Annotated in this window: 23 protein-coding genes and 1 pseudogene; 1 reads left to right on the top strand and 23 read right to left on the bottom strand. The window is 36.5% G+C overall.

Annotation, left to right across the window (positions count from 1 at the left end):
- Positions 1 to 20: 20 nt before the first annotated feature.
- From IC621_RS02005 to IC621_RS02040, 8 genes are all read right to left on the bottom strand, one after another.
- The gene (locus IC621_RS02005; protein WP_191155221.1) at positions 21 to 479 is read right to left on the bottom strand and encodes a dTDP-4-dehydrorhamnose 3,5-epimerase family protein; all 459 of its coding nucleotides are present in this window, start codon (positions 477 to 479) and stop codon (positions 21 to 23) included.
- On the bottom strand, positions 476 to 1,321 hold the full coding sequence (rfbD, locus tag IC621_RS02010; protein WP_191155222.1) for a dTDP-4-dehydrorhamnose reductase: 846 nt from the start codon (positions 1,319 to 1,321) through the stop codon (positions 476 to 478). Before rfbD ends, IC621_RS02005 begins: the two co-directional genes overlap by 4 nt.
- Positions 1,322 to 2,284, bottom strand: a complete 963-nt coding sequence (gene rfbB / locus IC621_RS02015) for a dTDP-glucose 4,6-dehydratase (protein ID WP_191155223.1) — start codon at positions 2,282 to 2,284, stop codon at positions 1,322 to 1,324.
- Positions 2,281 to 3,018 (bottom strand): sugar phosphate nucleotidyltransferase, encoded by a 738-nt coding sequence (locus IC621_RS02020; RefSeq protein WP_191155224.1) that lies wholly within the window; start codon positions 3,016 to 3,018, stop codon positions 2,281 to 2,283. The genes rfbB and IC621_RS02020 overlap by 4 nt, the downstream gene beginning before the upstream one ends.
- Before the next feature lie 470 nt (positions 3,019 to 3,488).
- A complete protein-coding gene (locus IC621_RS02025) occupies positions 3,489 to 3,875 on the bottom strand; it encodes a Mov34/MPN/PAD-1 family protein (protein ID WP_224752269.1) in 387 nt (128 codons plus the stop codon).
- A gap of 13 nt (positions 3,876 to 3,888) precedes the next feature.
- Positions 3,889 to 4,038, bottom strand: coding sequence for a hypothetical protein (locus IC621_RS02030; protein ID WP_191155226.1), 150 nt, complete (start codon positions 4,036 to 4,038; stop codon positions 3,889 to 3,891).
- Between the two features lie 6 nt (positions 4,039 to 4,044).
- Complete coding sequence (locus tag IC621_RS02035) at positions 4,045 to 5,340, bottom strand: coiled-coil domain-containing protein (protein ID WP_191155227.1); 1,296 nt, start codon at positions 5,338 to 5,340, stop codon at positions 4,045 to 4,047.
- A gap of 87 nt (positions 5,341 to 5,427) precedes the next feature.
- Positions 5,428 to 6,567 carry a BMQ_0737 family morphogenetic spore coat protein gene (locus IC621_RS02040; protein ID WP_191155228.1) on the bottom strand — a complete coding sequence of 380 codons (1,140 nt, stop codon included), beginning with the start codon at positions 6,565 to 6,567 and terminating at the stop codon, positions 5,428 to 5,430.
- A gap of 488 nt (positions 6,568 to 7,055) precedes the next feature.
- Here IC621_RS02040 and IC621_RS02045 point away from each other — a divergent pair, with 488 nt between their 5' ends.
- The gene (locus tag IC621_RS02045; RefSeq protein ID WP_191155230.1) at positions 7,056 to 7,730 is read left to right on the top strand and encodes a hypothetical protein; all 675 of its coding nucleotides are present in this window, start codon (positions 7,056 to 7,058) and stop codon (positions 7,728 to 7,730) included.
- A 568-nt stretch (positions 7,731 to 8,298) separates the two neighbouring features.
- Here IC621_RS02045 and IC621_RS02050 read toward each other — a convergent pair.
- The 15 genes and pseudogenes from IC621_RS02050 to IC621_RS02120 form a co-directional block, all read right to left on the bottom strand.
- Positions 8,299 to 8,589, bottom strand: a complete 291-nt coding sequence (locus IC621_RS02050; protein WP_191155232.1) for a hypothetical protein — start codon at positions 8,587 to 8,589, stop codon at positions 8,299 to 8,301.
- An 86-nt stretch (positions 8,590 to 8,675) separates the two neighbouring features.
- Positions 8,676 to 9,389 (bottom strand): 5-formyltetrahydrofolate cyclo-ligase, encoded by a 714-nt coding sequence (locus tag IC621_RS02055; RefSeq protein ID WP_191155234.1) that lies wholly within the window; start codon positions 9,387 to 9,389, stop codon positions 8,676 to 8,678.
- A gap of 3 nt (positions 9,390 to 9,392) precedes the next feature.
- A pseudogene (locus IC621_RS02060) lies at positions 9,393 to 9,901 on the bottom strand (DUF6886 family protein).
- Between the two features lie 494 nt (positions 9,902 to 10,395).
- Complete coding sequence (gene odhB / locus IC621_RS02065) at positions 10,396 to 11,655, bottom strand: 2-oxoglutarate dehydrogenase complex dihydrolipoyllysine-residue succinyltransferase (RefSeq protein WP_191155238.1); 1,260 nt, start codon at positions 11,653 to 11,655, stop codon at positions 10,396 to 10,398.
- A 12-nt stretch (positions 11,656 to 11,667) separates the two neighbouring features.
- The gene (sucA, locus tag IC621_RS02070; protein WP_191155240.1) at positions 11,668 to 14,511 is read right to left on the bottom strand and encodes a 2-oxoglutarate dehydrogenase E1 component; all 2,844 of its coding nucleotides are present in this window, start codon (positions 14,509 to 14,511) and stop codon (positions 11,668 to 11,670) included.
- A gap of 884 nt (positions 14,512 to 15,395) precedes the next feature.
- Positions 15,396 to 17,315, bottom strand: coding sequence for a vWA domain-containing protein (locus IC621_RS02075; RefSeq protein WP_191155242.1), 1,920 nt, complete (start codon positions 17,313 to 17,315; stop codon positions 15,396 to 15,398).
- A gap of 10 nt (positions 17,316 to 17,325) precedes the next feature.
- Complete coding sequence (locus tag IC621_RS02080) at positions 17,326 to 18,213, bottom strand: ATP-binding protein (RefSeq protein ID WP_191155244.1); 888 nt, start codon at positions 18,211 to 18,213, stop codon at positions 17,326 to 17,328.
- Between the two features lie 137 nt (positions 18,214 to 18,350).
- Positions 18,351 to 18,929 carry a superoxide dismutase family protein gene (locus tag IC621_RS02085; protein WP_224752270.1) on the bottom strand — a complete coding sequence of 193 codons (579 nt, stop codon included), beginning with the start codon at positions 18,927 to 18,929 and terminating at the stop codon, positions 18,351 to 18,353.
- A gap of 83 nt (positions 18,930 to 19,012) precedes the next feature.
- Complete coding sequence (locus IC621_RS02090; protein ID WP_191155246.1) at positions 19,013 to 19,450, bottom strand: hypothetical protein; 438 nt, start codon at positions 19,448 to 19,450, stop codon at positions 19,013 to 19,015.
- Between the two features lie 47 nt (positions 19,451 to 19,497).
- Positions 19,498 to 20,121, bottom strand: coding sequence for a hypothetical protein (locus IC621_RS02095; RefSeq protein ID WP_191155248.1), 624 nt, complete (start codon positions 20,119 to 20,121; stop codon positions 19,498 to 19,500).
- Positions 20,108 to 20,440 (bottom strand): PadR family transcriptional regulator, encoded by a 333-nt coding sequence (locus tag IC621_RS02100; RefSeq protein ID WP_191155712.1) that lies wholly within the window; start codon positions 20,438 to 20,440, stop codon positions 20,108 to 20,110. Before IC621_RS02100 ends, IC621_RS02095 begins: the two co-directional genes overlap by 14 nt.
- Positions 20,441 to 20,706: 266 nt before the next feature.
- Positions 20,707 to 21,144 (bottom strand): SRPBCC family protein, encoded by a 438-nt coding sequence (locus tag IC621_RS02105; protein ID WP_191155250.1) that lies wholly within the window; start codon positions 21,142 to 21,144, stop codon positions 20,707 to 20,709.
- A gap of 132 nt (positions 21,145 to 21,276) precedes the next feature.
- Positions 21,277 to 22,065 (bottom strand): SRPBCC domain-containing protein, encoded by a 789-nt coding sequence (locus tag IC621_RS02110; protein WP_191155252.1) that lies wholly within the window; start codon positions 22,063 to 22,065, stop codon positions 21,277 to 21,279.
- Between the two features lie 349 nt (positions 22,066 to 22,414).
- The gene (locus IC621_RS02115; RefSeq protein WP_396652962.1) at positions 22,415 to 23,209 is read right to left on the bottom strand and encodes an ABC transporter permease; all 795 of its coding nucleotides are present in this window, start codon (positions 23,207 to 23,209) and stop codon (positions 22,415 to 22,417) included.
- 41 nt (positions 23,210 to 23,250) lie between these two features.
- Entirely contained in the window at positions 23,251 to 24,252 is a 1,002-nt protein-coding gene (locus IC621_RS02120) for an ATP-binding cassette domain-containing protein (protein WP_191155256.1), read from the bottom strand.
- Positions 24,253 to 24,383: the final 131 nt, after the last annotated feature.

The raw sequence follows: 24,383 nt of genomic DNA on the forward strand, positions 1-24,383 counted from the left end.
TGATAGAAATTTTCTATAAATTACTTGTATTTTGTGTTCCAATTAAATCCAATCTCTTTATCATTCCAGGAAATTCTTTTTTCATCTGGATTTTCAGGATCATATGATTCCGTTGTAAAGTAAATAATAGTAGCCGGTCTTTCTCCAAGAACTCTATAACCGTGAGCAATTCCCTTGGGGATAAGGAGCATGATCGGATTTTCTTCTCCCATATAATAAATATCTGTTAAACCTTTAGTAGGTGAATTTTCACGTAGATCGTAAAGAACTACCTGTGCATTTCCTGATGGAAAGAACCACAAATCATCTTGTTTTTCGTGATAGTGAAAAGCTTTTATAACCCCTGGATAACTCATTGACCAGGAAGCCTGACCAAATTTGGCTAACAATTCTGGTTCATCATCTCGAACCAATTCTGCAAAAAAGCCGCGATCATCACAATGTTTCAATAATTTCTTTACCTTAACTCCTTCTATCACTGTGAAATCTCCTTTCGAATAAATTCTTTTAACGCTTCTTCCCATGGTCGCAGAGGCTTTATTTTTGCATTTATAAGGGCATTGTGACCTAATATAGAATAATGTGGTCTTGGTGCAAGTGAACCGAATTCTTCTGTTGACGTTGCTTTTACTAATTCTTGGTTGTGTCCTGCTTCACTGAAGATAGCCTTTGCAAATTCATACCAAGTGCATGAACCATTATTACTGATATGATAAATCCCGCTGCTGCCTCGATCCATTAATTGAATGGTCAAGTCTGCAAGATCCGGTACGTAGGTCGGTGTACCAATTTGATCATCTACAACCCTCACTTCTTTTTTGTCTTCTGCCAACTTCAACATCGTCTTTACAAAATTCTTTCCATCGTGGCCATATAACCAGGAAGTTCGAATGATTATGCCTTTGTTGAAATTTAGGACAAATTGTTCTCCCAAAAGCTTGCTCATCCCGTAAATGGATTGTGGGTTTGGTTTATCGTCTTCTTGATATGGAGTTTTTTTGTTGCCGTCAAATACATAATCTGAGCTATAGTAGAGCATTTTCGCTCCTATTTTACTTGCTTCGATCGCGACTGTGCCTGCACCTAACCCATTTACTTCAAATGCTTTCATTCGTTCAATTTCACATTTGTCTACAGCGGTAAAAGCAGCAGCATGTAGGATTAATTCAGGCTTTATCTGTGAAAAACGTTTTTCCACTTCATTTTTATTGGTGATGTCTAAATCCTCTTTCCCTAATGCAAAAACAGAATGATAAGGTCTTAGTTTTCGATACAATTCCTTTCCTAACTGGCCATGTGCTCCGGTTAATAAAATCTTCATTTAATCATCATCTCTTCGGTTCATTTCACTAAACCATTTAATCGTTTTTTGAATTCCTTCCTCAAATGACACAACCTGAGACCAGCCCAGCTCTCTCTTTATTTTTGAAGAATCCATGGCATACCGCCGGTCATGACCTTTTCGATCGGCTACTTTTTTAATTAACTTTTCACTTTTATTCAATTCTTTTAGAATGACCTTGATAACCTCGAGATTTGTCTTTTCGACGGATCCCCCGATGTTATAAATTTCACCAGGTACTCCCTTTTCAAGGACCATGTGTATTGCCCGACAATGATCTTCCACATAAATCCAATCGCGAATATTTAGACCATCACCATATAATGGTATTTCTTTGTTATGCAGAGCATTCATAATAATTTTTGGGATGAATTTTTCAGTATGTTGCATTGGTCCAAAGTTGTTGCTGCATCTTGTTATCGTTAAAGGAAGCTGATGTGTTTGAAAATAGGATCTTACAAGTAAGTCTGAGCTGGCTTTACTGGCGGAATATGGATTATTCGATGAAAGGGAAGTCTTTTCTGTAAATGGTGGATCATCTGGATTAAGTGAACCGTAAACTTCGTCCGTAGAGATTTGGATCATTTTTCTTGCTTTATGATTTAGAACGGCTTCTAATAAATTAAACGTACCAATAATATTGGTATTTATAAATGGGGTTGCTTCTTCTATACTACGGTCAACATGAGATTCTGCTGCAAAATTTATGATGGCATCATAAGGTTGATCAAAAACTTGATTAAGCTCTTTATCACTGCTTATATCACACTTTATAAAACGATATCTTTGACTTTTATTAAATGTTTTGATCATACTGCTGTTTGCTGCATAGGTAAGAAGATCTACATTCGTTATAAAGTAATCCGTCTTTTTCAATAAATAAGAAATAAAATTTGAACCGATAAAACCTGCCCCGCCTGTTATAAGGAGATTTCTATTCATTCGGGTTCCTCCTTATTTTTTTCAAATATCATTTGATTTGCTCGGTAAAGGGATTGATGAGTCCCTGCATCAATCCACCATCCTTTTAAAATATCGTATTGTAAATTGTCGTTTTTAATATACAAGTTATTTACATCTGTGATCTCCAGCTCATTTCGATCCGAGGGATGAATAGCGTCGATATACTCGAATACTTGCTGATCATACATGTAAATTCCTGTAACACAGAACGCTGAAGGTGGTTGACTTGGTTTTTCTACAATGAATTTGATTTGATTTTTATTAACATCTAAACAAGGAACTCCATACCTTTCAGGATCTTCCACTTCTTTTAATAATAGTCTGGCGCCTGCCTCTTGCTTTTGAAATCTTTCAACAAATGAAATTAGTGAATCTTCAAAAAGATTGTCTCCAAGTAAAACAATAAACTTTTCTTCATTTATAAATGGTTTTGCACCTAATAAAGCATCTGCTATTCCTCCTCCTTCATTTTTCTGCACTTTATATTGTAGATTAACATTCAATTCCTCTCCCATCCCTAATAACCCAATAAATGAGCTAAGGTGGTTTTTATTCGTAATAATTAAAATTTCTGATATTCCTGCATCTCTTAATTTTATAATAGACCAATAGATCATCGGGAAAGGACCAACGGGTAAGAGATGTTTATTAAATAGAATGGTTAAAGGTTTCAGACGTGTTCCTGAACCTCCAGCAAGGATAACTCCTTTCAAAATGTAAACACCGCCTTTTAATGTGAATGAATAAAACAAAATAATAAAATGAACCTTCCATCAGTTGGGACTCTCAACTCTATTGATGATTAGATTTTGCCCAAAGGATGTGGGTCACACAGACACGTTGCCACAAACGTGCATCTTTTAGTCTGTTTTCCTCTTTTCCGGACACCTGCGGGCAGAGTGTATCCCCCAACTATCTTCTTGGTTCGCCTAATCCCTGTGGTAGGAGTTTTACTCCCGTTATAAACGTGATAAATGTAGGAACTTTTCTTTTACTAAAATATGTACACTAACTTGATTTGGAACATATTTCCTCCCATCTTTTCTATTTTGATTGAAACGCCCTATCTTTAAAAAATTGAAAATAAAGCAGATAAACTTCGTTAAAACTAGGAAGGCACAACTGCCCCTTGGAGATTTCCTAAGGGGCAGCCGTATATCTTTTTAATCAGCAGAGAAAATATCTAATAAAGCCTAATGTGTAATTGAACGATCTTATTACCATTAATTAAGTATCCTTTAACATCAGGTTTATTCGTTTTGAAAGACACAATGAAATAAGGAATCTCTGGGTAGATAATATTTTCAACATCTTCAAGTGAAGGGAAGGGATCCGCAGTTGGATGCGAATGATAAATTCCTGTAACAGTCTCCTTTTTTCGATTAAAATAATTAAAAATCGCTTCAACTTGGACAGAGTCCATTTCAAATGAATATGGACTTTTATTAACATTGGAAATTTCCCAAACTTTTTCTTGATAACCGTTTATACCCGATATTAAGCCACAAGCTTCGTTTGGCAATTCAGATCGGCAATGGTTTATCATGTTGTTCCAAGCTGTTTTTCTCATGAAAACAAAGTGGCTATTGACTTGTTTTTCTTCTAATTTGCGCTCCGCAGCAGCCTTTAACCCTTGTCTTTTGAAAAGAAGGCTTTGCTTTATTTTGCTTGCTTTTTCTCGCTAAACCCGCTTTTTTATAGCGATAAATTCGTTGGATATCTTCAGGTGTCATTCACTGTCACTCCTTTGATTGCTTATTAGTATACCGAAATGGATTAAACATAATTTGATAAGATGAATCTTGAACTGGTAAATTTAAATATTTTTCGACTTCGTTGTTTTGGTTCAGAGGACTATCATTTTTTTTTGTTCTTTCTCTATCTTTTCTAAGGTGATTAGGTACAACTAATTGTTTTTGCATTTTAGACATTGTCTGATTTTTTTGTTTAAGCTGATTCATTAATTTCGTTTCTTTTTCAGAAAACTTTTGAAGTTCTGCTTCTAAATTCAATATTGTTGCTTCATCTTCTCTCTGTTTCTGCTCAAATTGTTCGATTAGTCTGCTCATGCTTTCCAGTTCGTTCTTATACTCTAATTGTTTTTCTTCATATTCTTTAGTTAAGCTAGCAATATCTTCAAGACCCTTGCTATATTTCCCCTCTGAATTTTCCAACTTATCAAAACTCTCGGATAACTTATTAAAAAATTGTTTATTATCTGCTAACTCTTCTTGTAAATGGTCAACTTTTTTATGAATGGAATCCATCCCTTCCTGAAGTTCTAAAAGCTGGTCTTGATCCCAGGTTTTCCAAAACATTTGCATCCACCTTCTCTGTTTTATATTATTAAGCTTCCTTTCTAGTTGACTGTACTCTTTTTGAATTTCTTTATTTTGGTCACTATACCTAGTGATATTTTTTTCAATATGTTGTAAAGTATTTGAAATGACACTTTGAAAAGAAAAAGAATAATTCTTCATAGTCTCTAAAAGATCAAAAAAATGAAAATACTCCATTTTTATTTCGTGTCTTATTATATGGGTGTCCTTTAATTTAACGTTTATCATGAAATTTCTGACAGAATCTTTACTCCGATCACAACAAATAGCCTCATTAGTACTTAATGTAGCTTCACTTCCTTCGATCATGTTATTTCTGACTATGTGACTTTTTTTATTACTTTGACTCTTAAGAAAATGAATTTGATTCATGAAAAATATAAGAGACTTCTCTAGTTCTTGCGCTTTTTCTTTATAGTTTTGGGAATCCATTTCTTTTTCAGACAATTCTTTCCTTAATCTCATTTCTTTTTCCTTGGATATATTCTTCATATTATCAATATTTTTTAAAAGGAGAAAAATACCTGCTGGAAAATCTTTTAAGAAATCCGAACCAGCATTGACCTTTTTTATGGAAGATTCATATTCACTAAATTGAGTGAGATTAGCTTCACTTTTTAGCAATAATTCTTCCACATTACAGGGGTCTCCATCAGAAGTTTTACATAACATAACCTCATTGTTCACTATTTTCACTCCAAATCTCCCTTTATCTTTAAAAGTATGTAGGCGATTTGATTTTGGTGAAAGAAATAAAGGGAGAGATTTTTCTCTCCCTTTACATTAGTCATCTAAAAGGTCATTAAATGTTTCACATTCACTGAAATCAATTAATGCAGAAACAAGTCCGCTGTCAAATACAAGCTCACCTGCTGTATTTTCTAAGAATAATTGGAACTGCTGAGTTGCGTCATTGATGAATAGTGAGTAGAATACTTGTTCAGGAACACCATCAAAGAATCGTACGCCTTCCCCTTGAGCTGTAAGCGATGAAGCTCCACAATCTACTTGTTCAAATGTTTTGGCAGTAAACGTGAAACTGAAGTCATTGTCTAGTGGTGTAGGTGTTGGCGCTAGTGTAGGACTAATAGTAGTGTCTCTGAAGGTATATGTTAAGGAACTATCTCCCAATGAACACTCTTGGCAAATTTCAGCACGAATATCTGAATTACCTGCTACATCTTCTGTTCCAATAGTCGCAGTTGTCGGTGCATTGAATGTAACGGCAGTCGCTTGACATTCACAGTTATCAACTGGGAAGAAATCACATTGCTGCGGGAATTCTAATAAATTCAGGTCACATCTAATTTTTTCTTCAGGGATTCTAATATTGTTAGGACGCGGGAAGCAGAATTTAGCTAGAACTTCTAATTTAACAGGGAATTCAACTTGAACATCTTTACATAAAACTACTTTAACTGGGATCATTGGGCCAAATGGATCTGGACCCATTAATACACCGCCGGTTGAACAGATGACCTGTGTTGCTCTGCAATTAATATGCTCATTTGTAATTCCTACAGGTACGCAAAGTGCAAGTTCATCTGTAAATTGTGTACGGACAGTGAAAGTACATACAGCTTCACCCATGATAAGGATCGTTACTTCTACAGGAACAGTCCAAACAATTGAAACAATTCCAGGGTTTCCATTTTCTACAATAGTGGATGAACAAATAACATCATCTGGGTCTGGAGCAGAACATTGAACTTCTACCCGTTCCCCTGCAGCTAATGCAGCATTGACTGCTTCTCTGCATTCCTCGTCAGGAATAAAGTTTTTATTCTCATAACGATTTGCAAAAAATACCCAATCATACACCTTATCTACGCGAATACATTCTGGTTGTAAATCATTAGGATCTACTGGAATTGGTGTAGGGCTGGGTGTTTGTGATCCCTTGATCGACTTACGTTTTTTCACATAAATCTCCCTTTCTCTTCAATGAATATTTTTATCACACTATATCCTATGGAATAATGTGTGTTTGGTATAGAAAAAAAACCTAAGTTTGGAAAATATACCCTAGCCTATTTTTAAAAATGTGTTGAAATTATAGACTAATGGTAGTTTTGTATTTTTATATTTTTCATATAATAGAATATCTTGATATAAGGAGTTGAAATATAACCTTTAAAAATTAGGAAGTACAACAATGAATATATTTTATAATTGTTATAAATTTATTTTATAAATCGATTCCTACAGGCTTATATCCTCTCCCTTTCAAGAGGTCAATGAATATTTTTCGAACGGTATTTTTATCACACACTCACACTGCAGTGAGACTTTCTTTAACATGTGAATTGCTCATTCACATGTTTTTTTTCTTGCAAAACAAGTTTTTGTAACATAAGCCCAGATTCATACATAAATTGTTTATAAAACAAAGATTGTAAGAGGTGGTTAAATTGTTTAAAGAATCACGGACTTCTCATACCACCGATTCCTTTCAGCTTCAACAAAAAATTATTTATTTAAATGCTGAGCTTTCAAAAGCAAAAGCTAAATTATCAAGGTATGAGAACATACATGCTTACTCTAAAACAGAAAAACTTGCACAAGAAAATCAAATACTTAAAAGCAGGCTCAAAGAATATGAGAATGTTTTCAACGATTACTTTGACAATTTAGTAAAATCATCAGAAGAGTATACAAAAGAATTAGAGACTCAACAACATAATTACAGAACTGCCTTAATTGAAAAAGATAAAATCATGAAAAGCAATCAAGCAATAAACACCGCTTTGACTAGGTCTGAAATTGAAACACATAAAGAATATGAAAAAAATCGCAAATCAGATGGAGATAGACAAATTGAAAAAGATTTCCTATTAATAGAACTGCAGCAGCAAGAACAAGAACTATTGAAAATGAAGAACTACATTTACAAGTTGGAAGTTTTTTTATGGGAAACCCACAAGAAACTTGAAGTACTAACCTCTAAACTTCAACAGACAGCAAATGAAAAATGCAAAATTGAAAGTGAACTAGCCAATTTTAGAAAGTATCTTTCGATCATTAATCAATTGAACAAAGAGATTGACCACTATAACAAAGGCCATATTATTTATAAAAACGAGTAATTCTTTGAACTGATTTTTTTAACCTCCTCCTCTTAGTGGTTAAATTTACCAGGGGCAATTTCCCATAATTATTAGATATGCAATTTCAGCATTTTTGCCATTGATAATAGCGCCCATATTTCATTTTTTTGAGTTGTATATATTTGTTCTTGATTTTTCACTTCATTTTTCATATATTTTCACGTGAAAAGAAGGATAAAAATGTTTTGAGGAAATGTAAGGGCAGGATAGCTATGAGTAAATACTCTTATAAAAAAATTGCTCTGGTGAATAAATCGTTAGATCAATTCAGCGGCAATTTTTTTGCTTGGTCCATTTTTGAGTTTGTATTTCTTCCCTATTTGAAAAAAAAAGTGAAACTTATATAAAAGGGGGGTTTCAATTTCCTATCTCTGATGATTAGTTCCTGTTAAATAATGCAAGGCACTTAACCAATCAGACCTTTCCAGACATCGTTATAGAGCTCTAGGTTAGAAATACTTACCGAAGAGAAACACCGTATTGAAGTTAGTGGATTGATTGTGGGTGGGCGGTACCAAATTCCCAAAGTATTTAGTACCATTCCCCACTACCTTTCATTCTGATATGTAACTTCTGCCTGCTCGCATGCACGAATGGCTTCCACAAATGAATTTTGCAATGCTTCCTCATTTGCTGGCTGTTCAGAAGCATTTAGAGCTTGGTGGACAGCATTGTATACATCTCTGAGCATATCAGCATGAATTTCTCCTTGTGCATTCATACATTGGGCTAATTTTTGAGCTGTTTCGGAAAGTTCAGCTTTTGAACCTTCAGGATTTTGCTGGGCATTTAACAACGCTTGTCTAGCTTGGCTTAAAGCTTGCTGAGATTGTGACATATTTTCCCTCCTTTGATGTTTACATAGATTAAGTTGTCTTGATATCAAATAATTTATTCAAAAAATCATTAGTTTACATAATATTTTTATCGTCTCTTTGTTAGTTCAAAAATTTCCATTAAGACAGGCATTTCTTTTTTTTCTTCATCAGTTACTCTACTCCAATTTATTCCTGTGGGCTTTTCATATTGACTTCCTGTTTTAATAACGTCCTTTTCTGTAATGATCCAGTCTACCGTTAAGTCGAAGGAATCTATTGGAATATGACTAGCCACTAATTGTGTTGAATGAATTGTTGTTACTACAGGCACTAATGGTTGTCCAAGCTCCCTCAAAATTGCGTACTCCCTGTCTGCATATCCTTCCCCTTTTCCAAGTCTTCGTCCATCTTTATGTATGGCAACCGAACCAACTACGATTAAATCAATTGTTGGCAGATCAATTAAAGGAATCACTTTCCCATATTTGTTAATGTGAGATAAACTAGCTGCCTTTTTTTCTTCTCCTTTTGGAACATCCTCTGGTTTTACTTGAATAAAACCGTCTTTTAACCTTGGAGTTGGTACAAGCAGCGTCTTTCCATCCTTTAATAGTTGTGTCCTTACTGGTAATTGGGGAGAATCAGGATTTACTTTGATAACTTGTGCATCATTAAAGATAGACAATGAGAAAAGCTGCTTTGCTGCTAACTCAGCTCCTTTAAAGTTTGGAATTCGCCCTTTAATTGGAAACGGAAAACGTCCGACTTTTTCATCTATCATCTTATCCCATACTTTTTCTCTTATTGAATCCTTTGTCATTTATTATCCTCCTTGAGCATTTCTCATTCTTATCCTCGAAAAGTGCAAAGTTGAGTCCAGCAAATCTTCTTTTAAAGACAGCAGCTCAGGTATGATTCTTAGCTCTATATTTTCGTTAAAAGTTTCTTGAAAAGGTCTGTCATATGATCGACTTTCTCAGGCACTACCCTTGTGTACGAAAGATAATAACCTGCCCCTTCATCATGTAAGTGGAATGTCTTTTCAAAAAGGTGATATCGGCAAAGGGTTGCTTCTTTTATTTTATGAAACCACTTATTTTCAACAGCAATAATCATTCTTGCACTTGAATTGCTAAAAAATTTTAAATGATCTTCTTTAGAGGTAGTGGGAAGTTGATAGTATCCTATTCTAGGGCAATCCCTCGGAAAAAAATACAAGGGGGAGCATTTTTCATTGATTGCCCATACGGAGGGTTTTAGATGTGGATGATGGGTATGTAATCTTGGTTCAAAAAACGGAATATCGGGATTTTCGGAAAAATGGTATAGCATCTCAGCTCTCCTTTCTTAAAGAAAAGGGCAAGTGTCTTGACCGATCTTGGCAAAATCAAGACGAACCTAAGAAAAAGACTGGCTTTGATTTTTAGAAGAATTGGCAAGGGACCTCGGATAGTTCATATGCTTCAATATTATTAATGGCGCTAATCTTTCTGCAAACTTTTACATATATAGTGTAGATACTTTCATTTTAGGTGATCTATCTTATCAGTTAATCTCATATTTATTTAGAGATGTTTTTTTCTAGCAAAATGAAAGGTGATTGACTAATGCCCGAATAATTTCACTGTTAGATTTTCAATTTCACATTATTATTGTACTCCTGTTATCTAGTTGACAAAAGGGCAAATAATAAAACCTATCTTCTAGTTCTTCATAGGAGACTCTATGAAGAATGACCAGAGCAGACAGGTTTCGCAGTGAACTTACTGTATCCTGAAGCAAAAAAACAATGCACCCTTAAACAGGTGCATTGTTACAATCCTATTTTACCCTTCCAACAACAACTGTTCTGGATCTTCAAGCAAGTCTTTAATCATTGCTAAATAGCTTACTGCATCTTTTCCATCAATGATTCTGTGGTCGTATGATAAGGCAATGTACATCATTGGGCGGTTTTCCATCCGTTCTGCGTCAATTGCTACTGGGCGTAGTTGGATTTTGTGCATACCGAGTATTCCGACTTGTGGTCCGTTTAAGATTGGTGTGGACATTAGTGAACCGAATACTCCGCCGTTTGTAATAGTGAATGATCCGCCTTGCAGATCTTTAAGACTCAATTTGTTGTCTTTCGCTTTGTTTGCCAGTTCAGCTATTTCGCCTTCGATTTGAGCAAATGTTTTGCGGTCAGCGTCTCTTACTACTGGCACGACTAATCCGTCCGGAGCTGCTACTGCAATTCCGATGTCATAAAATTTCTTTAGAACAATTTCATCGCCTTGAATTTCTGCATTAACGAGTGGATATTTTTTCAATGCAGCTACAACAGCTTTTGTAAAGAACGACATAAACCCTAGACGAACATCGTGTTGTTCGAAGAAACGATCTTTACGACGTTTTCGCAGATCCATAACAGCTGTCATGTCCACTTCATTAAATGTTGTAAGCATTGCAGCTGTTTGTTGTACTTCAACAAGACGGTTTGCAATCGTTTGACGGCGGCGGGACATACGGATCCGTTCTACTGGTTTTGCAGGATCATCTGCAGGTTTTGCCTGCTGGGCAGGTTGCTTAGTCGGTTCTGCTTTTGCCTGAGCAGGTGCAGATTTTTGTTCAGAAGCTGCTGCTACATCATGCTTTCTTATTCGGCCAAGCGGATCAGATGTTGAAATAGAGTCTAAACTAATTCCTTTTTCACGAGCAAGCTTGCGGGCAGCTGGTGAAGCAATTGTCCGGGATTTTTTATCCTCTTCTTGTGGAGCCTCATCCCTAACTTCCTTCATCTCTGCTTTTGGTTCTTCTTGAGGGGCTTTCTCTTCAAGCTCTTTATCATGAGTTGCTGATGTTTCCTTCCCTTCCTCATCAATGGTTCCAATGATTTCACCAACTTCAACTGTGTCGCCTGCATCTTTTCGAACTTCTTTTAATACTCCTGATTGCTCGGCTGTTAATTCAACATTAACTTTATCTGTTTCAAGCTCTAATAAATACTCTCCCTGTTCGACAAAATCACCAGGCTGTTTCAGCCATTGTGCAATTGTTCCTTCTGAAATAGACTCCGCTAATTCTGGTACTTTAATTTCTGCCATTTTCTCTTCCCCCTAATTTCCTTGAGTTAATGCACTTGTTAAAATACGTTCTTGTTCTTTTTTATGGACATTCGGATCACCTTCTGCTGTACTTGATCTTCTTCTGCGCCCGATGTACTCGACTTTCACACCTTCAGAAGCAATTTCTTGCAGTTTTGGTTGAATGTATGTCCAAGCACCCATATTTTGCGGCTCCTCTTGCACCCATACAATTTCTTTAAGTGAAGGATATCGCTTAAGGATTGCTTCAATTTTTTTCTTAGGGAATGGATAAAGCTCTTCTACACGTATCATGTGCAGCCAATCTGGCTTCTCATCCATAGAGTTAAGCTTATCTGATAAATCAATTCCAATTTTACCGCTGCTTAAAACGATCCGTTTAATATTTTCAGCATTTTCTACTAAGCTAGCCTGTTCAAGAACTGGCTTAAATACCCCTTCGCTTAATTCTTGAACTTCTGATAACGTATTTGGATTTCTTAATAAGCTCTTTGGAGTCATGATAACTAATGGTCTTACTTCTTCACGTTTCAATATTTTAGCTTGTCTGCGCAAAATATGGAAGTATTGAGCAGCACTAGTAAGGTTTGCAACCGTCCAGTTATTTTCAGCAGCTAATTGTAAAAAACGCTCCATCCGGCCGCTTGAATGCTCTGGACCCTGTCCTTCATAACCGTGCGGGAGAAGCATTACTAGACCTGATTTTTGCCCCCATTTCGCTCTTCCTGCAGCAATGAATTGATCAAAGAAGACTTGGGCTACGTTGGCAAAATCGCCGTATTGCGCTTCCCATAGTACTAATGTTTCTGGAGCAAAAACGTTATAACCATATTCAAACCCAATAACTGAGCCTTCTGATAATGGACTGTTATGAACAGCAAATGATGCTTTTGACTTTTCTAACATATGAAGAGGAGAATAAGCTGCCCCCGATTTGCTATCATGAAGCATAATATTACGTTGAGCAAAAGTTCCTCTCTCTGAGTCTTGACCAGTAAGTCTAATAGGGGTTCCCTCAGCAAGGATCGAAGCAAACGCAAGTGTTTCAGCCAAAGCCCATTCCACTTTTCGATCATCTTCGAAAACTTTTGCCCTGCGCTCGAGAATCTTTTTTAGCTTTCCGAATACATTGAATCCATCCGGCCAAGTGACAAGCTGTTTGTTGAATTGGTTTAATGTCTCAACATCTACCTTTGTTTCCAACTGCGGGAATCCGTTCAATATCGGCGCCGGCATTTGAATATCATGAACTTCATGAACTCTTTTATCAGGTACTTTCTTATAGGATGTATCCATCTTGTATTGAATCTCTTGATCGATTTCTTCAATCTCTTCCTTTTTAATAATCTTTGCTTCTTCAAGAGTTTTTGCATAGATTTCTCTTACTGTCGGATGCTTCCTTATTTTCTCATAAGTTGTTGGCTGTGTTGTTGAAGGTTCATCCATTTCATTGTGCCCAAAACGGCGATATCCGATTAGATCAATTAAGAAATCCTTATTAAATTTTTTCCGATATTCTACAGCCATATGAACCGCTGCAAGACAGGCTTCCGGATCATCTGCATTTACATGCACGATTGGTATTTCATATCCCTTTGCAAGGTCACTTGCATATTTTGTTGATCTGGAATCCATACTTTCTGTTGTAAATCCAATCATGTTATTGGCTATTATATGAATCGTTCCCCCAACTTGGTATCCTGTTAAACCGCTTAAATTAAGAGTTTCTGCGACAATTCCTTCTCCAGGAAAAGCAGCATCTCCGTGAATTAAAATGGCTAGTGATTTGTTAACATCTTGTTTGGGAAATCCATTTTCAAAACGGTCTTCTTGAGCTGCTCTTGTGTAGCCTTCAACAATCGGGTCAACGAATTCTAAATGACTTGGGTTATTGGCTAAAGTTAAGCGAGTCCGGGTTGTGCTTTCGTCTTTAATTTGACGGTCAGCACCCAAGTGGTATTTTACGTCCCCACTCCATCCATAGTTGATGCCAATTGAGCCTTCAGAAGGAACAAGATCTTTATTCGGAGCATGCTGAAATTCCGAGAATATGATTTCATAAGGCTTGCCCAGAACATGAGCGAGCACATTTAATCTTCCTCGGTGAGCCATTCCGATATTTACAGTTTTAGTGCCGGACTCTGCTGACCCGGAAATGATTTCATCTAATACAGGGACAAGCATATCCAAGCCTTCAATTGAAAAGCGCTTTTGACCAACAAAGGTACGATGTAGAAATTTCTCAAAACCTTCTACCTCTGTTAATCGTTTTAAAATGGCGACCTGTTTTTCTTTAGAATGAGGTTTAAAAATATCACCAGATTCCACCATTTTTTTCAACCAATTTTTTTCCTCAAAAACATGAACATGCGAAAACTCGAAAGAAAGTGATTTTTTATATACTTCTTTTAAATAACAAATTGCTTCATAACCATTTTTTATATCACTTGGTGCATCTGGGCATAATACTTGTGCAGGAATTCCGGTTAAATCCTGCTCAGATAATTGATAGTCTTCTAGACGTAAAAACTCTTTTTTATCTTCCCATTTTTCAAGCGGGTAGATTGAAGCGTTTAGGTGGCCGTAAATCCTAATATCTTCTGCAAGCTTAACGGCAGATGCGATTTTTTGAATCTTTTCAGCAGACGTTTGCAGTCCTGCCATCTCTTGGCTATAAGAAATTGTCTCTCCTTTTGTTTGAGGAGGACCATCAAGTTGATCAAACATTTCTTTAAGATCAGGGTCAATCGATTCTGGGTCTTTAAGATAATGATCGTACACCTCCATCACATAGCCGAGGTTAGGACCATGAAAGTCTTCCCAGGTTACCTTTTGCTTTGTAGAAATTTGCGACATTGTACAATACCCCCAACTACCATAATCAAAATGTTATTTCCAGCATATTATCGTAATATATTTTTTCTTCTAAATAAGATTAGAAGAATTGAATAAAAACGCTTCCAAGATCTATTTTAACATCCTTTACCCTAACTTTCCAAGCGGTTTATGAAGAATTTTTAAAATCATACTGAAAAACAAAAAATTTAAATGTTTTCTAAATATGGAAAAGTCGAAATTTGTCAACAAAAAACGCTTTCCCAAGTATAATTTATAAGAAGAGCCTCTTGAGAAAACCAATTTTTCTCGTATGGATAGATGGGATTTGTTACCTTAAAAGCTGATTAGGCCAGTAATGAGACAACATGTAAAAACTTTAATCAATTTAATTTATTTGAAACTCCTAAAATCAGTGAAAGAGTTGATTTCTTTTTAAAAAGAATCTTTAGAGGAATAATCCCTTGGCAGAACATACTTTCATCTACTGCAAATCATGCTTAACTTTACCAGCCAATTTTGGCTTACCCCTGATGGACCACTCTTAATGAAAAGTAGTACAATTACTTTCCATTCCTTTAATGAATGAAAAGCGCAGGCATTAGTCCGATCGGCGACAAGCTTGTGAAGATCCGGCAGAAAGGTTGTTCTTTCACCTATTTGTCGGCTTGGCATATTACTCAAGTGGCCGATAGCGCAAGGAGATGGAAAACAAAGAAATGAGGTAGTGCCTCGAACAGCCTAGGTTGAGCCTCTCGAAAGGCTGTTTTTCCCTTGGAGGATTGGCTTGTGCTTAAGTCAAGCTAGGCGGGCCGGAGCTAGACAACGAAACTTACTTTAATACATTAACTAAATTACACTTTTTGAAACAAAAAAAAGAGCCCTATAAAATTTTAGGCGGCTCCTTAATAAATGCTTTTTTGTAATAATTTTTTTAATAAAGGAAAAAGGACTTCAGGTAATTCTTCAATTCTTTCGACTAGAATACTATACTTACCATAAATATTTTGAATCGTTTTCACTTGACATTCATCTATATTTTCATTTGCAAGAAAAATATTTATTACTTCAATTCCTTGCTTTCTTGCTGATACAACTGCTTCATGTGTATCCACAATTCCATTTTGTTCATAATTCATAGCTGCAGGTTCACCGTCTGAGAAAACGAGCAAAAACTTTTGCTTTTCGCTGCGCTCCCTCAATTGTTTTGTCATATGGCGGATTGCATATCCATCCCGATTATCTTCTTCAGGTAGAAGCTGCATAATTTCAGGTCCAGATGACCGGATTAAAGATGTTGTAAAAGGTACGACAGGATAAAAATAATTCGGTTGTTTTGTTTCGGTTGCACCATTTGTATCCTCCCAAAAACCGATGACCTGATGAACAACCTGGACAGATTTTAATGCCTCATGAAAAAGTGTGATTCCAAGCTTGGTTTGCTCCATTTTATCAAACATGGAGGCTGAACAATCAACGAGCAAAGTAAAGACAGCATCTATCTGACTTGAAGGAGATTGCTTTTTATAAAATAATCTTGGATTATCATCTGTTAAAACCCGAAGCAATTTCTTGTTTAGTCTGCCCACATGCAAATCTGTTCTAGGAAGGTTTTTTTTATGCTCCAATGTTTTTTGGATCATTTGCTTTAATTTTTTTTGATAAACTGCGATTTCCTTTCTATGTTGGGAATATTGTTCTATCTCACCTTTTGCTGGCGGTTGTGGTTTTTTAAAAACTGGGTAGGCAAAACGATTTTCTTTACCAAATTGTTCACTGCCTCCCTCTTTAGCTTCAGACTCAATTGACTCCATTGCTTCCATTTTAGAGAAATCATGATTAGAAGATTGCTTTGAAGACCCTTGAACAACCCCTAAAGCTTGATCTCCATCATCACCCTCACGGACCCCCTCTCCTAATAGGTCCGTTTTTGCACCATGTTCAAGATCAAATTGGAGGAAACTTTTTGAAGGGGCATTCGTTTCACGATGCCATGTCGGCATTTTTTCTTCATTAATATCCTCATCGCCTTTTTTTTGGTCAGCAAGGGTATCATCATGATCCAGTTTAGATGTCCGCTTAAGATCATCAAAAGTTAATCCTTCTTCAATCAAATGATAATCAATATCTGGGAGAAAAAAATAAGTGTTTAACATATCCTTTTCTAGTACTTCATCCATTACTTCTGCTATTTCTAAGGTAATCTTCACATTTTCATCTGTTGAGTTAGAATCAAACACTTTAATAAGCTGATTCTCCAGAAAAGAATATGTTAAATTAATTGAATTTGAAATATCAGGGATTTCCTCGAGCGGAGACTGAGTTGTTAATTTTAGAAACAATGCACAAAATAATGCATCGGTATGAATACTTCTCTCTAAATTGATCGTTAATTGAGTACGAAAGTGTTTGCGCAGCATTTGACGCCGATTATCAAAAATACGTTTTGTACCAGGTCTTTCCTTTTTGCATACTTCTTCTAATCTTATATCTTCAACTAGCATGAAAAGCTGTTTGGCAAAGCTATTTACTTTAAGGCTTCTGACCTTTGATAAGTAGGATTGAATCGTATTAAAATCACTATTATAGTAACTGCCAATTGATCTTAAAAACACATCGCTTTTCAGACCATCTTCTGTATTTTCTGGTGTTCTGTGATCCCAAAAATGGCTGAGATATATTTTTCGGTCTAATGGATTGTAGTAGGAATGAACACTATATTCAACCTCGACAGACTCACTTTTAGTTAACGTTTTAACAAGATCAGACAATTCCATAAATAAAAAAGAGTCAATCTGACTATCGTTAAATTTAATAAATTTCATTTATTGCCCCTCACTCAAATAGTGTTTCGGCTATATTTCGAACGGCTGCTTTTTCCCTATCATCTTCTAGTTTATCAATTATTCCTCGTTCAATAGCTCTTAAAGGAGGTAAATATTGAGCTAAATCACATGTATCTAATAAGGCGCGGATAGATGCAGCTTCTTCAGAAACTTGTCCATTTTGCACTTGTGTAATAAGGTCTGATGAAAGGGTAACAAACTGATTTAATAGCTTTTCATTTTGTAATTTAGATTGCTCAGATAAAACCGTTTTTAATTGACCTCCTTGAATATACGGAACTTCAATCACAACGAAACGATTTTTCAATGCTTCATTTAAAGGAACAGTTCCTACATAGCCTTCATTTATTGCTGCAATTACTCCAAATCCTTCTATTGCACGAACGACCTCACCCGTAAATGGATTTGTTATCATTTTTCGATAATCTAAGACACCATTTAAGATTGGGAGTGTTTCTGGTTTAGCCATGTTGATTTCATCAATATATAGCAAATGGCCTTTTTCCATCGCTTTAATTACAGGACCTGAAACAAACTCAATTGAAGTCCTGCTTTCATTTGAATGGATCGTTTTGTAGCCAATTAAAGCCTCTGCATCCAGGTCAACAGAACAATTGATACTATGCATGGGCTGGACAAAAACCTGTGATAATGTTTCAGCAAGCTTTGTTTTTCCAGATCCGGTTGGACCTTTTAATAATACATTTTTTCCAAGAGATAGTGCTATAATCGCATCTGTTAAAACACTCAATTCTGAAGGAGTAAACCCGCCTTTACCTATTAACAGGGTTTCTTCCTCGTTATATGTTTTTTTTCGTTTTTCGATCTGCTGTAAAATTTCACTTGGCAATTGCAATTGCTCTAGAGAATATGACATTTATATAATCCTTTCTAGGAACATGTTTCAATTAATTTTCCATTTAAGTAGTATACTAGAAAGTCTTTTTTTCCTCAATGAATAAGTTAAAAAATAAGGTAGCAGGCACTCCGAGTACCTGGTACCTTATTTGTATTTTATCCACTAATTTCACCGCAAATCAATCGTTCTCCTGAATTTCCAGATGGATCTGTGCTGTAATCGTCAGAATTTTCATGGACGATTAGGGCACTTCCATTCATATCTAATAACGAATTCTCTTTTCCGATTTGCAGTGTTACTTGATCAGCTGTTAAAACAACATCTATTTTCCCATCTGCCCCTATTTCTATGTTCGGCAAATCCCCTGCGTGCGGGCCATGAGGGTTTTTAAATCCATGCTCTTTATTGTATGGGTTAAAATGAGCTCCAGCTGATTCAAAGCTAGGCTTCACACAGCTTGCATTCTCATGAATATGAATAGCTTTTTTACCTGGCGATACATTTTGCAATTGTATTTCAATTAAAACACCTTCGTTTATTTCATTCATAATCGCTTTCCCAACGATTCTCCCATTTTCATTCATCATTTTAACCTCTAAAGTGTCGACTGTTTGCTCGACTGCAGCAATACTATCCTTTTCCCCGCTTGAAGCACTTTCCTCTTCATCTACGTTACATCCTGCTATGAAAAGAAGTAGGGAGAGTACTGGGATGATCATCTTTTTACCATTCAAATGAAGTTACCTCCCGGCTGTTTTACCAATCATTTTTTCCGAATTAACTGGGAGATATTCTGTCTCTTCTCAAAATTATCTGTTCATTTTTTAAAAGAACTTATCAAGCCAACAAAAGGCATAGTAATCGAAGTTAAAAATAAAATGATGAATGCAAAAAATTCGCCTCCACCGCAGCTATTTGGATCGCTTTCAACTAATAATGCCAAAATCACATAATAAATAAGATTAGGGAGAATACCGAAAAGACTTATCAGAAATCCATAAAGTGGCTTATATTTTAAGTGATATTTTGTAAATTTACTAATAAACTTTATCCAATAATTAAAATAAAAAAATGCTACAAATACTAAATAAGCTACTATAATTAAGCCTGGAACCATTGGAGAAATATTGATTAACACAAACAAAAAAACAACTAGGATTGCTGCTGAAAGAAATATATATAAAGTGTTTAACAGAAAAAACTTTAGTCCTTGCCTAAGAATGTCTCCGTTTTGTGGTAAATAAATAGATAGCATCTAATTCCTCCTACATAGTAATTCTATGTATATATACAAAAAAATTTTTATAGTGAAAAACGCATTCCCAGCTTAACCCCGAGCATTGCCAAAGGATAAAAAAGCAATGTTATAATCACACAAGCAATCATAAATCCTGGGGAAAGCATTGATTCAAACCATGGCTTCGGAATGATGTTTGATAATACGCAAGCCATAAGAACAACATTTGGAATTGTAGTGAACAAAATTGTTTTTGGCAGTTCTAGAGTTCCTTTAACACCAAATTCTTTACCTAATTGATATCCAACAAACAGCCAAAACCCGGCATAGCCAAATAATATAAACCAGTTAACTGCTGCTAGTGCCTCCCAAATAGAAACGAAATAACCACTATGTCTGCAAAAAGTTAAGAATGCTCCTGCCGCAAAAAAACAGCCGTTAACGAATACAAACCAACTCCTAATTTTTTCCGGCACGATTTGTTTCTTTTTATAAAGATTAACAATTTCATCAACGCTTCCAATACTAGTTAAAATTCGTTCAATTGGTTCCTTTGTTTCTAGATGCTTTATTAAAATATGTTCACGATAATCAGTTATAATTTCATTTATATGTTTGATTTTTTTATAATTTAATTCTTTTTCTAGGTCAATCAACCACTTTTCAAGCAGGAGTTCATCCATTTTCATTGTTAATCACCTTGTTTATCATGCTCACAAATTTCGTCCATTCACTAGTTTTTTTCTGCAGTAATAACTTTCCATCATTTGTTACTTTGTAATATTTTCTTGCTGGACCTTTCTCCATATCCATCCAATAGGAAGAAATGTATCCTTGATTTTCTAACTTGTGAAGCGCAGGATATAATGTACCTTCTTTTAATAAGAGTTGTTGATCTGTCGACTTTTCCATCTCTTTGACAATTTCATAACCATACATATCTTTCTTTGAAAGGACTTGTAATACAATTAAAGAAGTGCTTCCTTTTACCAGCTCTCGATCAAACATCATTTCACCTACCTAGAATTAAAAGGTATATATAGTATAGCATTCCCTTTACGAAAAAGGAAAGAAAGAAATGTGCAATCGCTTTGAATAGTTTTAGAGGTGAAAATTGTAAAAAAGTCCGAATGAGGGATTCGGACTTTTTTACATGATTTATTAAGATTTAGCTATTTTATATCAATTACCCCACCCTGAAAAAGTTTGATATCAAGATAACCCACTCAGTTCACCTTTTTAGAAAAAGTCGTTAAGGTTGACACAGAGAAGCTTTATATCTGTTCAAGTATGTCCTTAATTTTTTTCAAGTCTTTTTTGTTAGCTCTTTTCATCATGAAGGACATAAACGGAGTAAAAAGCTTTGAAAAACCTGTCGGATTCCCTTTGTTCCGTAATGTCATTAATGTAATATTGTTGTCAATAGCTTTCCATGTGTAGGTTGTCTCCATTGGAATTGGTCCATCTGCGGTTCTCATGACAAGTTTTTGACTTGGGATTAGTTCTCCAATTTCGTAAACATATTCAAGTTGTCGTCCTAGGAATTGTGCTTTGAATGCGATACGAGAACCAGTTGTCAACGGCTTATTCGTTTGCCATTCTGCTGAACGAATATTTACATACCATTTCGGCGCATTATCAGGATTAGCGGCATACTCAGAAACTTTGTCAAGAGAACATCGAATTTTTACTTCTGTAAAAACGTCTACCATTGTTTTTTATGAACCTCCAATTTTTTTAACCAATGTTTAAACAATCATATATTGAAACCTTTGACATCTCCTACAAAATTCCGGTTAAGTTGCATGAATAACCCTTCACCGTTTTCCAGTAACTCTGTGTCATTATTTATCTTCTTCCACATATTTTTTTAGCAAGTTACTAAGAAGGTGTTTCCATCCCTCTGTATGCTCATTTTCCCAGCCATCCTCAATAACTCCGGAAGCTGTATGGGAAAGCTGTAGAGAAGTTGCCCCATCTTTCTCAATTAAGCGATACGTATAAGAACTATTGACTGCTCCCTGCATACCTAGATGCCCATGCAGACGGATTTCTTCAGGCGCATTCACAAAGTAAACATTTCCCCACACTGCTCCTTCTTGTTCACCCCATTTTTCGATAAAATATCCACCCGGAACAGGATCAAGCGTAAGCCTTGAAGGTATCCCCTTTGGAGCTAACCGAAATTCCCACCAATCTTCCACCTTTTCTGTCAAAGCTTTGAATACACGCTCGCGAGGTGCTTCTATTAATACTTCTTGTTCAATTCGGAATACCCGTCCTTGTTCTGTTGTTGACATGTCTCCATCTCCTCCTGTTTGTTCAACTGCCGACCGTAAATTTAGCAAAGATGCGGCTGTTGATTGCATATATTTTCCTACCCATCTGTTGTGCATTTCCTGTAAAGGGACCACATTTAAAAAATTAATTCTGTATTTTCCTTTGCGACGTACCACAACTAAATTCCCTTCTTGTAAGGTAGACAAATGTTTCATAATTGCATACCTTGTGACTTCAGGAAAATAATTGTTAAGTTCACCAGTAGTTTTTGGCGATTGTTTAAGGATATCAAGAATTTGTCTTCGAATAGGGTGACCTAACGCTTTGAACAATATGGAAAGTTCGTCTTCCATAACACGATCCTTTCTTTAGGGTAATATGCACCATATGTGATCATAAGGTCACATATAACATGTGACAATATAGTAACATGTAATCGGAATCACGTCAATATCTCAAAAATTGAAGCTATTCTTGAAGTGAACGGCACCAACACAACATTCTTCACATTGTGAATAAAAAAACCATCCCTTACTATACGATGATAATAAGGGATGGTAAGCAAAAACCTGATTAAAAAGAATTTTTTAAAACACAGATTGTTATGTGTAGTCCTATTAAATGAATGGATAGGTATATCATAGTTATTTTGAGACTTGCAGCCACTCCATATCGACCCGATACCTGATAAAAGCTTTATAATCACTTTTTATTACGATAAAAATACATCGTTAATGGCGCAAAAATAACTGTGAGCACAACGGATACGATGAGAACTAAGCTTATCTGTTCAAAAGTGACCGTCCCCTGCATCGAGCTTCGGACTGCTGTCACTAGAATAGTTATTGGATTTACTTCAACAAACGCCTGAAGCCACGATGGCATTGTTTCAGGATCAACGAAAACATTACTAGCAAAGGTCAAGGGAAAGAGCACCATCATGGTAAATCCCATAACCGACTTCTCTGATCTCATCAACAACCCTAATGTGGTCCAAATCCAAGATAAACTAAAACAGAACACCAATAGTAACACCACCGCAAGCAAAACTCCAAGCGTCCCACCCTCAGGCCGAAAACCAAGCGCCATTCCGAGTACAATCATGATCGTGGATGCCATTGTGTAGCGGACAGCATCAACGAGAAGTGCTCCAACTAGTGCAGCTGGCCGCCAAATTGGCAATGTCCGAAAACGGTCAAAGATTCCTTTAGAAATGTCTTTGTTTAGGTCAATTCCAGTATACATAGTGATCATCGTGACAGTTTGAACCAAGATTCCCGGCAGAAGGAACTGCAAGTAATCTCCAGTAGATCTAGCTAATGCCCCGCCGAAAAGGTAGGTAAACATCAATAAAAAAATAATAGGAAACGCAGTGATGTCGAACAACTGTTCAGGAACATGCTTGATCTTTAGCAATGCCCGCCATCCAAATGTTAGTGACGCCGACAATGGGCTTGGACGCGGCGGGCGCTCGTAAACTAAAAGGGCTTTACGCATTGCTTCATCAACATTATTGTTGGTCTTCTGTTTCGGAATGTTCATTGCCCTCCCTCCCCGGTTTTAGTAGTTTCATGGTCAGCTGGTCGACCAGTCAAAGTGAGGAAAACTTCGTCAAGGCTCGGCTGACCAAGAGAAAAATCTGTGACAATAATACCAGCACGAGCTAGTTCCCCGAGTGAATAAGAGGCACGCTCAGCGTCAGAAACCCTAGCAGAAAGTACCGCTGGATCAGATGGAAGCTGGATGGAAGTACCGAGTTTATCCTCAAGTAACTGTTTTGCTAAAGGCCGAGTATGCGGATCGAGCAACCGAACGTGCAGAGCGCCTGAGCCGACGGATGCTTTGAGTTCACCACTAGTCCCCTCAGCGATAATCTTGCCGTGATCAATCACTGCAATTCGGTCAGCAAGTTGGTCAGCCTCATCAAGATACTGAGTCGTCAGTAAAACAGTTGTTCCGTTATTGACCAAAGCTCTAACGGTATCCCAAACCTGATTTCTGCTGCGAGGGTCAAGCCCTGTAGTCGGTTCATCTAGAAACAACAAATCCGGTGAAATAACAATGCTGGCAGCAATATCAATACGGCGCCGCATACCACCAGAGTATTTTTTTACTTGACGCTTGGACGCCTCCTCCAAGCCAAAGGCATGGAGGAGTTCATCTGCTCTCGCCTTGGCCTGTTTCCGAGAATAACCCATGAGCCTGGCAATCAAAATGAGATTTTCTATACCGGTCAAATCATCGTCCACCGAGGCAAACTGCCCCGTTAAGCTTACGCGACTTCTTACTGCATCAGCCTCTTGAACAAGGTCATGTCCGAGTATTCTTGCTGTTCCGCCATCCGGTTGCAGCAGGGTAGTCAGCATACGAAGTGTTGTCGTCTTGCCTGCACCGTTTGGACCTAAAACCCCATATACAGTACCTTTACGTACTTTTAGATCCACACCGTCTACTGCCCGGTTTTCACCGAATACCTTCACAAGACCGGAGGCTTCAATCGCCAGCTCGGATTGGTTTTGGATATTATTTATTTTGTTCATTGTTTTCTCCTTTCCGGGATTTGAATTAGGTCTAAAGTAAAAATATAAACATAGATAGTCTTTTAAATAAGACTAGTCGCATGAAAATTTCCTTCCTTAGAAATTCCTTCAGATTACTCAGAATGATAGAA

This window comes from Metabacillus arenae (assembly GCF_014773385.1).
GTDB lineage: Bacteria > Bacillota > Bacilli > Bacillales > Bacillaceae > Metabacillus_D > Metabacillus_D arenae.